Origin of the sequence: Methylacidiphilum sp. Yel, from assembly GCF_004421185.1 — a bacterium.
Taxonomy (GTDB): Bacteria; Verrucomicrobiota; Verrucomicrobiia; order Methylacidiphilales; family Methylacidiphilaceae; genus Methylacidiphilum.
Genome location: NZ_LXQB01000012.1, coordinates 1 through 13,664, shown reverse-complemented (window position 1 = coordinate 13,664; position 13,664 = coordinate 1). Strand labels below are relative to the sequence as shown.

Sequence of the window (13,664 nt, the reverse complement as noted above, 5' to 3'; positions counted from 1 at the left end):
CCACCTTTGCTTTTTTTTATTCCAAAACAATTCTTTTGTCGAACAGGAGGCATAGCATATCGGCTAGGAGATTAAATAAGATGAGTAAAAGAGAATATACAAGTGTGACGCCGCTTACTAGAAAAACATCTCTATTGAGCACTCCGTCTACAAAAAAAGAACCCATACCACTGATCCCAAAAATCTGTTCGATAACCATCGATCCTGTCAGCAAATTAGCGGCTAAAGGCCCACTGTAGGCAATAATAGGACTGGCCGCTGCTTTTAAACCATGTACAAAGAGAATGGAGGATTCGGTCAATCCTTTGGCTTTAGCAGTCCGTATATAGTCGGAATGAAGTACTTCAAGCATTGCACTTCTCGTTAATCGGCAAACCACGCATCCATAAGGAATACCAAGGCAGAAAGAAGGGAGGATGAGTTTTTCTATTGATCCCCAGCCAGCGGGGGGAAGGAGTCTCAAAAGGATTGCAAAAATCAGCACGCAAATAGGAGCGAGCACAAAACTTGGAATTGAAATTCCCATTAGAGTAATTCCTTGAGTAATCTTGTCAAAAGGTTTATTCCAAAAAAAGGCACTTAAACAACCACTGCTAATACCAAAGGCAAGGGCTAAAACAAAAGAGCAACCTCCAAGGGTTATCGATACAGGGAGAGTTTGACCAATGATTTCGTTTACTGAGCGATTACGATATCGGGTAGAAAGCATTAAGTCGCCATGACAAAGGTTTAGCAGGTAATTTTTGTACTGTTCGAGTAGTGATCCACTGAGCTTATAACGGGCTTCAAGATTTCGAAGAATAGCAGGAGAAATATTCCTTTCGGCACTAAAGGGATTGCCTGGGGCGAGTCTGACAAGAAAGAAAGTTAGAGAAATAATTCCAAAAAGCACAAAAAGAGAAGAGAGAAGCCGTCTGATAAAATATATCAATATTGATGGAGAACTTTTCAATTGGAGACCACAGAATCTTTTTGATTCAACACCTAGAACTATGAGTCTGTATTTGTTTCTTTGTCAAGTTCTTCGATGATACGTAATACTCGGTCTCCTCTATCTAATGAATTATCGATTTTAAAAGTCAACCGTGGTGTAAATTTGCTTTGCAATCTCTTCCCAATCCACTTTTGCCATTCGTTTCGGTGCCTATTTAAAATCATAAGCAAGTTTTCATCAGGGATGGAGGCGTCAAAAAGGCTAACAAAAATGGAAGCTTCTTTAAGATCAGCGGAAGTTTCTACGGCAGATATAGTTAACACTAAGCCTTCGAGTTCTACTTCTCGCTGAAAGCACCAAGATAACTCCCGACGGATGACTTCCGAAACCCTAATCGCTCTAGTTGTCATTGGATCAATATGAATGCTCTACTATAGAATTATAAACTTTGTGGCACCTTTTCCAATTGATAACATTGAATAATATCATCAGGCTCATAATCGTTGAAATTTCCTAGGCGAATACCACATTCAAACCCCATCCTCACTTCTGATACTTCATCTTGAAAGCGTTTCAGCGAAAGAACTTCCCCATCATATATAGGCTGTTTACCTCGTAAAACTCTAGCTAATCCACCTCGTATAATTCGTCCAGATTGGACCATACAACCTGCTACTTTATATTTAGACAATTCGAAGACTTTCTTGACTACGGCTGTACCGACAATAGACTCTCGTAGTTCAGGTTCTAGAAGACCAGACATTGCTTCTTTGACTTGGTCAACTAGTTCATAAATAACACTGAAAAGCTTAATTTGAACCCCTTCTCTTTTTGCCAACGCAGCTGCAGCAGAGTCAGTTTTTGTATTAAATCCGATGACAAGTCCACCGGCAGCCTTTGCAAGAAGGATATCAGATTCTGAAATGGAACCCACACCAGAATGAATGATGTCTAAATCGACTTTTTGACTAGAGATTTTTTTCAATTGGTCAATGAGAGCTTCTAGAGAGCCTTGAACATCGGCTTTAAGAACAATATTCAAAGTCTTTTTTTGACCCTCTTCAATTGCTTGGAAGATGTTTTCTAGAGTGACTTTAGGTGTAAGAGAGGCTTCACGGTCTTTCTTAAGGGCTTCAATTCTTTCTTGAACTATTTCTTTTACCTTCTTTTCATCCTTTTCAACGACTAATTCTTCTCCAGGTAGAGGGGGGCCGTTGAGACCAAGAATCTTGACGGGCATAGAAGGAAAAGCCTCTTTGATGTTCTTCCCAGTATCATCAATAAGAGCTCGGACTTTCCCATAATAAATCCCACAAAGGACAATATCTCCGACTTTTAGATGACCCGATTGGATAATCACTGTGGCCGTTGGTCCCCTGCCTTTTTCTATCTGCGATTCGATAACCCTAGCTTTGGCATTGCCTTCATAATTGGCTTTTAATTCAAGGATTTCAGCTTGAAGTAAAATCATATCGAGGAGGTTGTCGATGCCAATTTTTTTGATAGCTGAGACTTCACAAAAAATGGTCTCTCCCCCATATTCCTCGGGGACAAGACCGATCTCTTGGAGTTGAGATTTTACCCGTAGAGGATTAGCCCCAGGCAGGTCTATTTTGTTTATAGCCACAATAATAGGAACTTTGGCGTTGCGGGCATGATTGATGGCTTCTAAGGTTTGAGGCATGACTCCATCATCGGCGGCTACAACTAGAACCACAATATCGGTGATCGAAGCTCCACGGGCACGCATAGCTGTAAACGCTTCATGTCCAGGAGTATCGATAAATGTTATGGATCGTCCATCTTTCACCACTGTATAAGCACCAATATGTTGTGTTATTCCACCGGCTTCTCCTGCCGCAACTTTTGTTTGTCTTATGGCATCAAGTAGCGAAGTCTTCCCATGATCCACATGCCCCATGAAAGTTACTACAGGGGCTCTTGATTTAATATTAGATAGGGGTTGGGGGGGGGGAGGTTGAGCCTTTGGCTTTACTAAGGGTGTTGGATGAACTGGTCCATGCCGTTCCTTTTTGTCAGTCTGTATAGTTATTCCAAGTCTCTGACATACTCCCTGAATGACCCCTTCGTCTAGCAACTGGGTCATTGAAGCGAATATGTTCATTTCCATCAAATGGTGAATAAGTTGAAAAGGTTTGATTCCGATCAAGCCAGCTAATTCTTTTACTGAAACTGGCCCTTTGATAGCAATCACTCGCTTTTCCCCTTCCTTGGGGAGGGCTGGCTTAGAGGCTTCTAGAACTGGAATGGCTTTATTATTTTCTTTCTCTAGAGAAGGAAGAATGGATAGAGAAGCATCTTTTTTTTCTTCTTTTTTGGTTTTTTCTTTTCTCTCTTCTGAATCCAAGGCAGGGGCAACAACTGCTTTAGGTTTTTTTTCTTTCGCAGTCAATGAAAAATCAGCCTCCTTGGTAGACTTCTTCGGTTTGTCTAAAGAAAGTCTATTGGGCGAATTGCTAGCAAACGATTTTATTTCATTTGTTGGAGAACATTTTTTCGAATTCATGTATAGAGTATTAAATTTTCTTTAGTTTATGATTTCAATTTGTTTTTCCTGCCAAGTGAGCCGCTTCTTTTAAGCGATGGATCAACTGCGGATCCAGCTCAGGAAGAGCAGACATAAGATCTTCTTCTTCACTTTCAGCCACAGCTTCAGGATTGATAAAGCCTGCTCTTACTATTTGTTCAGCCACGCTTTGATCAATAGAAAGCGTAGAGGCCATCTCTTCAGCGGCTTTGGTAAGCTTTTGTGTGAAATTATCCACGGCGGCTGAGGGTTCTTTGACAACGTCTATATCCCAGCCCACAATTTTGGATGCAAGCCAAATATTTTTCCCTTTTCTGCCAAGCGCTATAGAATAATTTTCTTCATCCACTGTTACTTTTACCCGGTGGTGGTCTTGATCCACTTCCACTTTCTTTACTTTTGCGGGTTTTAAAGCTTCAATAGTTAGTTCTTCTACATTGGGTGACCATTTGAATAAATCGATCTTTTCGCTATGCAACTCTCTGACAATGTTTTTTACACGCGCCCCACGGACACCAACGCAGGAACCGACAGGATCAATTTTTGGATTGTTTGTCCAAACGGCAATTTTTGTGCGAAATCCAGGTTCTCTAGCGATGGCTTTTACTTCGACAATTTTATCTGCTACTTCACTGACCTCTAATTCGAGAAGGCGCAGTATGAAATTAGGATGGCTTCGAGACAAAATAATCATAGGGCCATGGGGAGTGTCTTCTACGGAAAGTACATAGGCCTTTATTCTTTCCCCAACAACGTACTCTTCTGTAGGCACTCTTTCTTTAGCAGGCATTACGCCTTCATATCTTCCCAAGTCTATTATTACATCAGCTCTCTCTATTCTTCGGATGGTGCCGCTAACAATATTGTTAATGCGATCTTTAAATTCTGACAGAACCATTTTTCTTTCTATGCCTTTGAGGGCTTGGTTTATAGTCTGTTTAAAAACTTGAGCTGCAATTCTGCCAAAATCTTTCGGAGTCACTTCCACTTCAATCAGATCTCCAAGCTTGACATTTGGATCGATTTCTTTTGCTCTTTTGATGGAAATTTGATCATGGCTGTTTTGGACTTTTTCAACAACTTCGAGTTTGGCTCGAACATTGATTCGCCCAGTTTTAGGATGGATCTCTACCCTAAGATCCCTGGCAGGTCCGATGCTTTTTTTTGCGGCCGCCAATAAAGCTGACTGCATCGCTTCGATGAACACCTGCCTATTGATCCCTTTTTCCTTTTCCATGTATTCCATGATAGCTAGGACTTCCTGATTCATGGCTTTCTCCTTAATTTTAAAGAAAAAAGTGGAAACTTTAACATAGTTTCCACTCTTCAAATCAAAAAAATCAGTGGTGCAATAATTTACTCTTATCGTTCTCTATGGTCAAGATTTGATTTTCTTTCTTTCTCTTTCTATAGAAGATTCTTATTTTAAAAAAAAAACATAAAGGGGTGATTACTAAGAATCAAAAAAAATCAATTCTTGAGTCGGCTGATCGACTTGGTATTATTGCTGGCCGGGGTGTTTATCCATTGCTTGTGGCCAAAGGAGCAAGAAGATCCGGAGTAGAGAAGATTTTCTCAGTCTGTTTTGTGTCCGAAACAGATCATCAGATGGAAACTCTTTCGACTGCAGTGGAATGGATTCGGGTTGGTCAACTGTCTAAATTAATTCAATTTTTCAAAAAAAATGAAGTCAACACAGCAATCATGGCCGGGGGGATAGCTCCATCCCATCTTTTTGAATTAAGACCTGATCTGCGAGCAATTTTGCTTTTAGCAAAACTTAAGGAAAGAAATGCTCATACAATTTTTGGAGCTATTGCTCAAGAGCTTGAAAAAAATGGGGTCATTCTTTTAAATGCCACTACTTTTTTGGAAGACCAATTAGCCCCTTCTGGACAATTTGGAGGCCCTCAAATTAAAAAAAGATATTGGGAGGATGTTGAGTTTGGGTTTAAAATCGCCAAAGAAATTGCAAGGCTTGATATAGGTCAATCGGTTGTGGTTAAAAATGGAACGGTGCTATCGGTTGAGGCATTTGAAGGAACCGATGAGGCCATGAAAAGAGGCGGAGAATTGGGAAGAGGAAGTGCCATGCTAGTGAAAGTTAGCAAGCCTAATCAAGATTTTAGGTTTGATGTTCCTGTTATAGGGATCAAGACGATTGAGTCAGCTCAACGTTTTGGCATTGGTACCATTGTATGCGAATCAGCAAAGACGCTTATTTTGGAGAAGGAAAAGGTAGTAAGTTTAGCTGATCAGACTAAAACGAGCCTGATTGGATTTCCATAGGATCAATTATGAGCCCGATAAAACTTGGCGTTATTGGCATAGGGCATATCGGCAAACATCATGCTCGAATATATGCCCAGATGGATGGAGTCCATTATGTGGGATGTTTTGATATTAAAAAGGAGGCTGCAGGAAGACTTGCAGAAACCATTGGTGGAAGAGTCTTTGAGTCAGTAGAGGAACTACTAAAAGAAGTGGACGCAGTTTCGATAGCTACTCCGACTTCTACTCATTTCACTATTGGTTCAAAATGTTTAGAAGCTGGCGTCCATGTGCTAATTGAAAAACCGATCACTGATAGCCTAGAAGAGGCAAAATTGCTTGTGGAAATTGCCAAAAAAAATGGTGTCATTTTACAAGTGGGCCATGTGGAAAGATATAATCCTGCTTTTAGAGTTCTCGAAGGATATTTGAGTCAGCCACGCTTTATCGAATGCCACAGGCTCTGTCCCTATCCAGGAAGAAATACCGAGCTTGGAGTCGTACTGGATCTTATGATCCATGACTTGGAGACAATACTGCATTTGGTGCATTCCGAAATTCAGTCAGTTGATGCGGTAGGAGTTTCTGTCTTAAGCCTTACAGAAGACATTGCCAATGCAAGAATCAAATTTAAAAATGGGGCTATTGCCAACATCACCACTAGTCGGATAAGCCCTGAAAAAATGCGAAAAATTAGGATTTTTCAAGACGATGCTTACATTTCGTTAAACTACCTTGAGCAAAAAGGCGAAATCTATCGAAAGCGGGATCATGGCATTGAATGTCTACCCATGCCTATTGAAAAAGGGGAGCCTTTATTCTTTGAATTGCGATCTTTTATTGACTGTATCTATTCCAAAGATTCTCCCCTTGTTGGCGGGAAAGAAGCAGTTGAAGCCCTCAAATTAGCAGTAGAAATCACAGAAATCATTCGCTCCAATAAAGTGAAGTGACAAGACAAAACTATGATGCAAGTAAAACCATCCAAAAAAAAGTTTTTGTTGGTTGCTGGGGAAACAAGTGGAGATCTTTACGGAGCTCTGCTGATTGAAGCAGTTCGAAAGTCTTTTCCAGAAGCCGTTTTTTTAGGAGTAGGAGGATTAAGGATGGCGGCTGCTGGACAGATACAACTTTATGACCTTTCTAAATTGGCTGTCGTGGGACTTGTAGAAGTCATCAAAAATTTAGCTGAAATCCGAAGGATTTTTAAAGAGCTTTTGCATTGTGCCATTGTTGAAAAACCTGATTGTGTGATTTTAATAGATTATCCTGGTTTTAATCTTCGGTTTGCCTCCAAACTTCGCAAAGAATTACCTACTACTAAGATTGTTTATTATATAAGTCCTCAAGTCTGGGCATGGAATAGCCAAAGAGCAGCACGCTTCAGTAAGCTCTTTGATCTTATGGTGGTTATTTTTCCTTTTGAGAAGCCATGGTTTGAGAAAAATGCCCTCAACCTGCGAGTAGAATGGGTAGGACATCCCTTGTTGGATCGGCTGCTGCCTAATCCTTTGCCAAATTCTCAATTTAGTTCTAACAAAATAGCCTTGCTTCCAGGAAGTCGGAGAATGGAAATTATCAGGCATTTGCCTATTCTTTATCAAGTGGCATGGAAGATGGTTATGAAGCATCATGATTATGAATTTTTATGGATTGCACCCAACGAAGAACTCATCGAACTGGGATTGGCGCATCTAGGAGAAAAACATCTTCCAGAATGGTTGAAGATTCAGATAGGATACCCACTTTCTCATATCTCCAGATGCCGATTGGCTATTTTAGCCTCTGGATCAGTATCTTTGGAATGTGCTATCCTTGGGGTCCCTCAGATAGTTATCTATAAAACCAATCCTTTGACCTATCAAGTGGGTAAAAGGCTTGTTAAAGTCCCTTTTTTGAGTATTGTCAATGTGCTTGCTTCCGAGCAGATTGTGCCAGAATTCGTTCAATATGATGCACATCCAGACAAAATAGTCCCTGTAGCTTTGCGCCTGATGGAAGACGAAGAACTAAGGACTTGGATGAAAAAAAGAATGAAAGAAGTTATTGATTCCCTCGGTTCAACTGGAGCAAGTCAAAAAACAAGTAACCTAATTGTTGATCTGCTTAACGAAGAGAAGAAAGAGCAACCATTACATCTTAGGAGTTAAACCGGGAAGGCGGGTTAGCAGTTCAGGGGGATCAGCAATTTGATCCTGAAGCTGTCCACAATAAAAAATCCGAATGATGTACCCATAAAATTTTTGATTTTGAACGGGACGTTCTAATTTGTAATTAATCCGAAGGATTTCTGTTTGGTGAATAGTCCAAGTAGGAAGAGGGTTCTCAAAGGAGCTGGTAATTTTGGCATTTGATTGTAAAATAATGCCTTTGTCTATCTCATCATAAATATAAATTTGGTAACGGATCTGTTTGGGATCAATGCGAATGGTAGGATCGGAAAGAAAAATGGGCACCCGCAGAGTGACTTCTTGTCCCCACGGGGTATTAGAAAGATTACTTTTCTCCACACGTATTTTTTCAAGGCATAACGTTTTGCCCATTCCTTGAATTCCTTTCAGAGCCGAATGGATAAGAGGTGGGGAGCCACTGTCTTTTTTAGAGAGACTTCTAAAGGCAGCTACTTTTTGACGGGCTGTTTTATAAAGCGGACTAGAAGAGCTAGATTTGTGATCGAGTTCAGCGATTTTACTCCAATAGGTATAGGCTCTTTGACCATCTTTCTGACGTTCAGCTAGCTGAGCTTGTCTGACAAGTACATCGCAATTGAGAGGATCTACTTCTTCAGCATTGTTTAGAGCATCATGAGCTAAGCTCAATTCTCCTTCTCTTTCAAACCGTTCGGCATCCTTGATAAAGGCATCGAGTTTTTCTTCTTTATTTTCTTCTGCTAAAAACGAAGCATCCTTTTTCAATTCTTTGGAGTGAATTACTGGTAAGGCTGGAGGCTTAGGGGAAAGAAAAGAAGGCAACTTAAAAGAATTGCTTGCAGCTGTCAATCGATCTTTTTTTGAAACTTGATTAAAAACGTAATGTCTTAACCAGAATATGGAAAGGAGGGAGAACATTTGAAAGAATACGACAAGTACGACAAGCTTAATTGCCCAAGAATAGATAGGAGGAGAGAGGTGTTTATTAGAAACCCTCTGTTTTGAAGAAACTTTATCTAGTTGCATGAATGATCAGGCATTATTTCTAAAAATTAGAAAGATGACAAGCATCTTTTTTTCTTTTCTATCGTTTCTATAGATAGAACTGGACTTTTTAGCAAAAATATGAATTTATTGGAGTCGATATTACTTGATTTTTTCTTATTAGCTGCTTTAAGGTAAAACAACAACTCTTTTTGATACAAAAAAAGAATGAAAAAAGCTATTCCAGAAGTACTCGATCAGTCTCCAACCGATCAGGAGCTCATTCTCAGAATGAAATCTGGAGAATTGGATGCTTTCGATATTTTAGTCGAACGCTATCAAAAAAGATTATATAGGGTGATTTATGGTGTGCTGCTGCACCATGAAGATACAAACGACGTTTTAATGGAAACTTTTATCAAAGCCTACAAAAACATTGGGGGATTTCGAATTGGAGCTTCCTTTTATACATGGATCTATCGTATTGCCATTAATACCGCTATAAGTTTTAAAAGAAAATCGAAATCCAGCCCACAACCCTATCCTTATTTTCCAGACGATGAGGAGGGGAAAATGGAAAAGGAATTTGTCGATTACCGTTCGGCAGAGCAAGCGGTACGACAAATGGAAATTAAAGAACTGAATAAGGTTTTGAATGATGCCCTATCTAAGCTTTCCGAAAAACATCGAGCCGTTGTTGTTCTTTTTGATTTAGAAGAGCTCAGCCATTCGGAAATAGCTAAAATTATGGGATGTTCGGAAGGAACAATTCGCTCTAGATTGTTCTATGCACATAAGCAACTGCAAAAGCTATTGAAAAATGACAACAGCTTCATAAGTTAAAAAATGTGGAAGATGTAGAATGGGAGGCTTTGATATGGAGAGAAAATGTCTTCAAACTGCGGATGTAGAAATGAAAAAATGGATAAAAACACACTTAGAGAAACAGACAGAAAAGCTTGCCACTGCTGAATATTTTGAACAAATGCATCAAAATCTTCACAGAAGGCTTCGTGTTGAAATGATCAAAGAAAAGAGTTTTTCAGAAATGTTTTTAGAAAAACTCCAAAGAGTCTTTCTTCTTTGTGATCATACCAGAGTATTCCAAAGAGCGGTCGTAGGAAGTTTCCTTTTTGTATTTTTTCTAGGCATTGTCAGTTTCAACAGTTTCAATCTACTTAAAAACAACAGTAAGAAGATACCTAATTCTTTGGTTACAAACTATGAGTCTCCAAAAATAGAAAGAGTTGAAAAAAGCCAACATTCTCAAACCCTTGTCCCTTCTACTCCTCCTCTTCTTTCCTTACCATCCAAAGAGGATCTTGAAGTGGAATCTACCAAACTTGCTCCCAATTTCCACAATTCTAAAGATCCACATTATGTCATTCGTGATGCGTTAACTCATTATGAAGCGATGGTTGCTTTTTAAAGATTCTATTGTGGAAGCCTCATCGGCTTGCCTTTTTTTTTTCTTCCTCGTTTTGGGAAGATTGCCACTGATAGGTGCTGAAAGTCTCTTTGATACCATAGGAAGAGAAGTTAACAAGATTTTTGAGCAGAACAAAAACGCTGTCGTCCGTGTTAGAATAGAGCATAGAAATGGGGGGGAAAGTTTCTGCTCAGGTTTTTTTATCAATTCCGAAGGAGTCTTGGTTACAGCACCCGATTGCCAGTTAACCGATTCGCTCTTTTATGTTGATTACAACGCTCAATGGCATTTAGCCAAAGTTCTAGGCATTGACGAGCGAAGTGGAGTGGCTGTTCTTCAAGTTGAAGAGGGTTCAAAACCCTTTCCTTTTCTAAAGCTTGCTTACGGTCAAGAGGTCCTTACCGGGACACCTGTTGTAGGCATAGGCTATCCGTATAAGCTTCCCGCTTGCCCTTCCTTTGGATTGGTTGTAGGAAAAGATTGCGAATATTTAAATCATTTTTTTCCCACGACCCATTATAGGATTAATACAAGGGTAAATCCAGGCCAGATTGGTGGGCCCATAATTAATTCGAGGGGGTTAGTCGTTGGAATGATAACGATGAGTGTAAAAGAAGAAGAATGGAGTTATGCGTTGCCAAGCAAAGCAATTAGAAAAGTCGTTGATGATACCACTCGCTATGGGAAGGTGCGTTATGGATGGGTTGGAGTGGCTGTTACCAAAATAGGAAGAGAGGAGGCTGCAGGGCAAGTGGTAGTTGCCCGTCTATTTCCTAATACTCCTGTATCTGGTAGCGGGTTAAGGGAAGGGGATATTGTTGTCTCGATCAATGGGAAAAAGATTACCAGCTTGGCAGATGTAATGGATGCATCGTTCTTTGTTTCTGTAGGACAAAAGATACCCGTAAAGGTATTAAGAGATGGTAAGCCAATACAGTTCGAGTTTTTAGTTGGAGAAAGGCCGATTGACGCCCCTTCAGGCTCTACGATTTTACCAAACAATCCTGAGGAACTTAAAAAGAATTGGTCACAAAGCCTACCCGTAAGCTCTTCTCCAATGACTGCACCTGTGGAAAAAACAAATAATACCCATTAAAGAAGAGTTTTTTCTTTTCTTGTTATTATTTGATAAAAAAGTTATTTTAAAGAAATGGATCAAAAACCGGCCGTAGTACCTGTCAAAGTCCAAAAGAAAAAACAAACGGTTTTGCCGGCAGGAGGGTTGGGAGCTGTTTTTTTTTGGGTTTCATTAAGTGTTTTTTTAGGTGCTACAGCGGTATACTTTTATAGCCAATACATTTCACTGGAAAAGACCATTCGAGTACTAAAAGAAGAGGATGAACTTCTCAAACAAGAAAATCAAAAGCAACGGGCGGTTGTTGATCAACTTCAAGCCGAATTGTCCCAGACAGGCAGCCTATTGAAAAGTCAAGAAGAACTTCTTGAGAAAACCACTCAATCACTCAAAGCAGTCGAATCAAAAAAAATGGAGGAAGCAACAAGTGGTTCGACTAAAGAAAATTCTTCTTTAACCAAAGAACTTGAAAATAGGTTAAAAGCAGCATTTCCTGAAGAAATACAAAAAGGGGAATTAACAGTGATGCTGCAAAAAAATGGAGTGGTTGCCCGATTCGCTAAGAGTGCCTTATTTGCCTATGGAGGCATAAAGTTAAGCACACAAGGAAAAATTCTTTTATCAAAATTCCTCTCTGTAACAAAGCCTTTTTTGGTTAACACTCAGGATTCGAAAATAGAAGTTTGTTCTTTTACGGATAATGATCCGCCTGCTCATGAAGTACAAGATATATATCCTACAAATTGGGAAATTTCAGCCATACGTTCGGCTGCTGTTATCAGGGCATTAATCCAGATTGGACAACTGCCTGAAGGTATGTTTTCTCTTGCTGCTGGAGGAGAAACCAATCCAATAGCTGATAATAGTATGTTAGAGGGAAAGGAAAAAAATAGAAGGGTTGAAATTACTGTCTATCCAGCATCTCCTAATGCGGATTTTCGCGCTACTGCAAACCCTTCCTTGATTAATTTAGAAAAAACGAAGCAGTTGCAGCCTCACCATTAGATTAGGGATCATATAAAAAGAGGCAAAACTCTAAGCAACCTGATAGGTGTTGGAGGATGATAAGGAACGAAACCTAGGAATTAGTAAAAGGAAGAATAAATTTTTAATCGAGCTTCTTTTGCTTTCCTTCTTCTTCGATTGCAAGGTTTTTCAAAGGCTTTTCTTAATCTTGCTTCTCGAAGTGTACCTTCTCTATCAAGCTTTCTTTTTAGCCGTCGTAAAGCTTTATCGATAGATTCTCCTTTTTTTACTTTTACTTCAGTCATATTTTCCTTTCGGTAATTAACACATTAATGCAAATGAAAACATATGCAACATTCAGATTCTTATATTAGCGTCTTAGAAAATAGGATTTACTAAATGACAGATAAAAAAGAAAAAGCAAGTTTTTTTATGATAATTTTTTTGGATTTAGATCTTAAACAATGAGTTATTATCCCTACTGGTAGTTTGAGTTGTCTCTGGGAGCCAGAAACGAACACTTCTCATTCTATTTGAGCATGATCGTATGTAATTACATAGCCCTTAGCGTATGGGCCTGTTTATGGGATCTACGAAGGAATTTAACTTTCTTCCGTTCCGTCAGACTTACTCGTTCCTGCTCACAGAGGAACAAAGCTAACTTCCTGCTTCACAGAGGACAGTTTTCCCATCGTCATGCGACGGCGGCAAGAGCTTTTTTCTCCACCGGCTTCACATTTGGCGCAACTCGTCATAAGGCCGTTTAGGACGGCCAAACCATGCGCCAGGATATTCCTGGCCGCATTCACCTCCCGGTCGTGGATGCTTCCACACTCCGGGCACACCCACTGGCGAATGGCCAGCGGCAGTGTTTCCTGGACCCTCCCCCATGCCGAACAGCTCCAGTTGTCGCCGAAACTTTAAGAAACCCATGTCGGATAGAAAGCAGGCAAGATTACCGGTTCTTCTCCATGCCGCCCACTTTCAGCTCTTCGACAAGCACGCGGTGAAATCATCGCCTGAGCCATGAGGTGAGCTTGTGCAAGCCCTCCTGCCGGATATTGGCAATACGGGCATGCAGCCTTGCAAATCCAAGCCTTGGCTTTTGTCCGATTGGCCGACCCCTTTTTCTTGCGCAAGAGATTTCTAGAGAGTCTCCGCAATCGCTTGAGCAAGGCCCTGTGCGGCTTAGGACCGAGTACCTTTTCTCCTTGTGGAGAGTGTTGCCATGGCCGATACCCCCAAATCCCCCCCCGGTCGCGCCTTGGTTTTCAGCAGGACGCAGGGGATAGCGTCGGCAGCGACGG

Annotated in this window: 14 protein-coding genes; 7 read left to right on the top strand and 7 right to left on the bottom strand. The window is 40.4% G+C overall.

Annotated elements, in window-relative coordinates; translation table 11 throughout:
• Positions 1 to 16 precede the first annotated feature (16 nt).
• The 4 genes from A7Q09_RS02135 to nusA form a co-directional block, all read right to left on the bottom strand.
• A complete protein-coding gene (locus A7Q09_RS02135; RefSeq protein ID WP_244228461.1) occupies positions 17 to 952 on the bottom strand; it encodes an ABC transporter permease in 936 nt (311 codons plus the stop codon).
• A 38-nt stretch (positions 953 to 990) separates the two neighbouring features.
• Positions 991 to 1,344, bottom strand: a complete 354-nt coding sequence (rbfA, locus tag A7Q09_RS02130) for a 30S ribosome-binding factor RbfA (protein WP_134389673.1) — start codon at positions 1,342 to 1,344, stop codon at positions 991 to 993.
• Between the two features lie 29 nt (positions 1,345 to 1,373).
• A complete protein-coding gene (infB, locus tag A7Q09_RS02125; RefSeq protein ID WP_244228460.1) occupies positions 1,374 to 3,347 on the bottom strand; it encodes a translation initiation factor IF-2 in 1,974 nt (657 codons plus the stop codon).
• A gap of 148 nt (positions 3,348 to 3,495) precedes the next feature.
• Positions 3,496 to 4,752 (bottom strand): transcription termination factor NusA, encoded by a 1,257-nt coding sequence (nusA, locus tag A7Q09_RS02120; RefSeq protein WP_134389671.1) that lies wholly within the window; start codon positions 4,750 to 4,752, stop codon positions 3,496 to 3,498.
• 176 nt (positions 4,753 to 4,928) lie between these two features.
• Here nusA and A7Q09_RS02115 point away from each other — a divergent pair, with 176 nt between their 5' ends.
• From A7Q09_RS02115 to lpxB, 3 genes are read left to right on the top strand one after another with little or no spacing between them, the layout of a single operon-like run.
• Entirely contained in the window at positions 4,929 to 5,771 is an 843-nt protein-coding gene (locus A7Q09_RS02115) for an LpxI family protein (protein WP_134389670.1), read from the top strand.
• 8 nt (positions 5,772 to 5,779) lie between these two features.
• Positions 5,780 to 6,706 carry a Gfo/Idh/MocA family protein gene (locus A7Q09_RS02110; protein ID WP_134389669.1) on the top strand — a complete coding sequence of 309 codons (927 nt, stop codon included), beginning with the start codon at positions 5,780 to 5,782 and terminating at the stop codon, positions 6,704 to 6,706.
• 12 nt (positions 6,707 to 6,718) lie between these two features.
• On the top strand, positions 6,719 to 7,903 hold the full coding sequence (lpxB, locus tag A7Q09_RS02105; RefSeq protein ID WP_134389668.1) for a lipid-A-disaccharide synthase: 1,185 nt from the start codon (positions 6,719 to 6,721) through the stop codon (positions 7,901 to 7,903).
• On the opposite strand, the gene A7Q09_RS02100 is transcribed toward lpxB, so the two are convergent.
• Positions 7,886 to 8,929, bottom strand: a complete 1,044-nt coding sequence (locus A7Q09_RS02100; RefSeq protein WP_134389667.1) for a lipopolysaccharide assembly protein LapB — start codon at positions 8,927 to 8,929, stop codon at positions 7,886 to 7,888. The genes lpxB and A7Q09_RS02100 overlap by 18 nt on opposite strands.
• A 186-nt stretch (positions 8,930 to 9,115) precedes the next feature.
• On the opposite strand from A7Q09_RS02100, the gene A7Q09_RS02095 reads away from it, so the two are divergent.
• From A7Q09_RS02095 to A7Q09_RS02080, 4 genes are read left to right on the top strand one after another with little or no spacing between them, the layout of a single operon-like run.
• Entirely contained in the window at positions 9,116 to 9,730 is a 615-nt protein-coding gene (locus A7Q09_RS02095) for an RNA polymerase sigma factor (RefSeq protein WP_134389666.1), read from the top strand.
• A gap of 34 nt (positions 9,731 to 9,764) precedes the next feature.
• Entirely contained in the window at positions 9,765 to 10,316 is a 552-nt protein-coding gene (locus tag A7Q09_RS02090) for a hypothetical protein (RefSeq protein ID WP_166791892.1), read from the top strand.
• On the top strand, positions 10,294 to 11,412 hold the full coding sequence (locus A7Q09_RS02085; protein WP_134389664.1) for a S1C family serine protease: 1,119 nt from the start codon (positions 10,294 to 10,296) through the stop codon (positions 11,410 to 11,412). The genes A7Q09_RS02090 and A7Q09_RS02085 overlap by 23 nt, the downstream gene beginning before the upstream one ends.
• A 54-nt stretch (positions 11,413 to 11,466) precedes the next feature.
• A complete protein-coding gene (locus tag A7Q09_RS02080) occupies positions 11,467 to 12,396 on the top strand; it encodes an OmpA family protein (protein ID WP_134389663.1) in 930 nt (309 codons plus the stop codon).
• Positions 12,397 to 12,476: 80 nt separating this feature from the next.
• Here the strand turns inward: A7Q09_RS02080 and rpsU are convergent, their stop codons facing one another.
• Positions 12,477 to 12,662: a 30S ribosomal protein S21 gene (gene rpsU / locus A7Q09_RS02075; RefSeq protein ID WP_009060067.1), complete on the bottom strand. Its 186-nt coding sequence runs from the start codon at positions 12,660 to 12,662 to the stop codon at positions 12,477 to 12,479.
• Between the two features lie 336 nt (positions 12,663 to 12,998).
• Positions 12,999 to 13,214: a zinc ribbon domain-containing protein gene (locus tag A7Q09_RS11200; protein ID WP_347877489.1), complete on the bottom strand. Its 216-nt coding sequence runs from the start codon at positions 13,212 to 13,214 to the stop codon at positions 12,999 to 13,001.
• Between the last annotated feature and the right edge of the window lie 450 nt (positions 13,215 to 13,664).

Bases quoted from the DNA above. Each gene is read 5' to 3' on its own strand.
- rbfA (WP_134389673.1), bottom strand. From the start codon at position 1,344: ATGACAACTAGAGCGATTAGGGTTTCGGAAGTCATCCGTCGGGAGTTA.
- nusA (WP_134389671.1), bottom strand. From the start codon at position 4,752: ATGAATCAGGAAGTCCTAGCTATCATGGAATACATGGAAAAGGAAAAA.
- A7Q09_RS02110 (WP_134389669.1), top strand. From the start codon at position 5,780: ATGAGCCCGATAAAACTTGGCGTTATTGGCATAGGGCATATCGGCAAA.
- lpxB (WP_134389668.1), top strand. From the start codon at position 6,719: ATGATGCAAGTAAAACCATCCAAAAAAAAGTTTTTGTTGGTTGCTGGG.
- A7Q09_RS02100 (WP_134389667.1), bottom strand. From the start codon at position 8,929: ATGCAACTAGATAAAGTTTCTTCAAAACAGAGGGTTTCTAATAAACAC.
- A7Q09_RS02095 (WP_134389666.1), top strand. From the start codon at position 9,116: ATGAAAAAAGCTATTCCAGAAGTACTCGATCAGTCTCCAACCGATCAG.
- A7Q09_RS02090 (WP_166791892.1), top strand. From the start codon at position 9,765: ATGGAGAGAAAATGTCTTCAAACTGCGGATGTAGAAATGAAAAAATGG.
- A7Q09_RS02085 (WP_134389664.1), top strand. From the start codon at position 10,294: ATGAAGCGATGGTTGCTTTTTAAAGATTCTATTGTGGAAGCCTCATCG.
- A7Q09_RS02080 (WP_134389663.1), top strand. From the start codon at position 11,467: ATGGATCAAAAACCGGCCGTAGTACCTGTCAAAGTCCAAAAGAAAAAA.
- rpsU (WP_009060067.1), bottom strand. From the start codon at position 12,662: ATGACTGAAGTAAAAGTAAAAAAAGGAGAATCTATCGATAAAGCTTTA.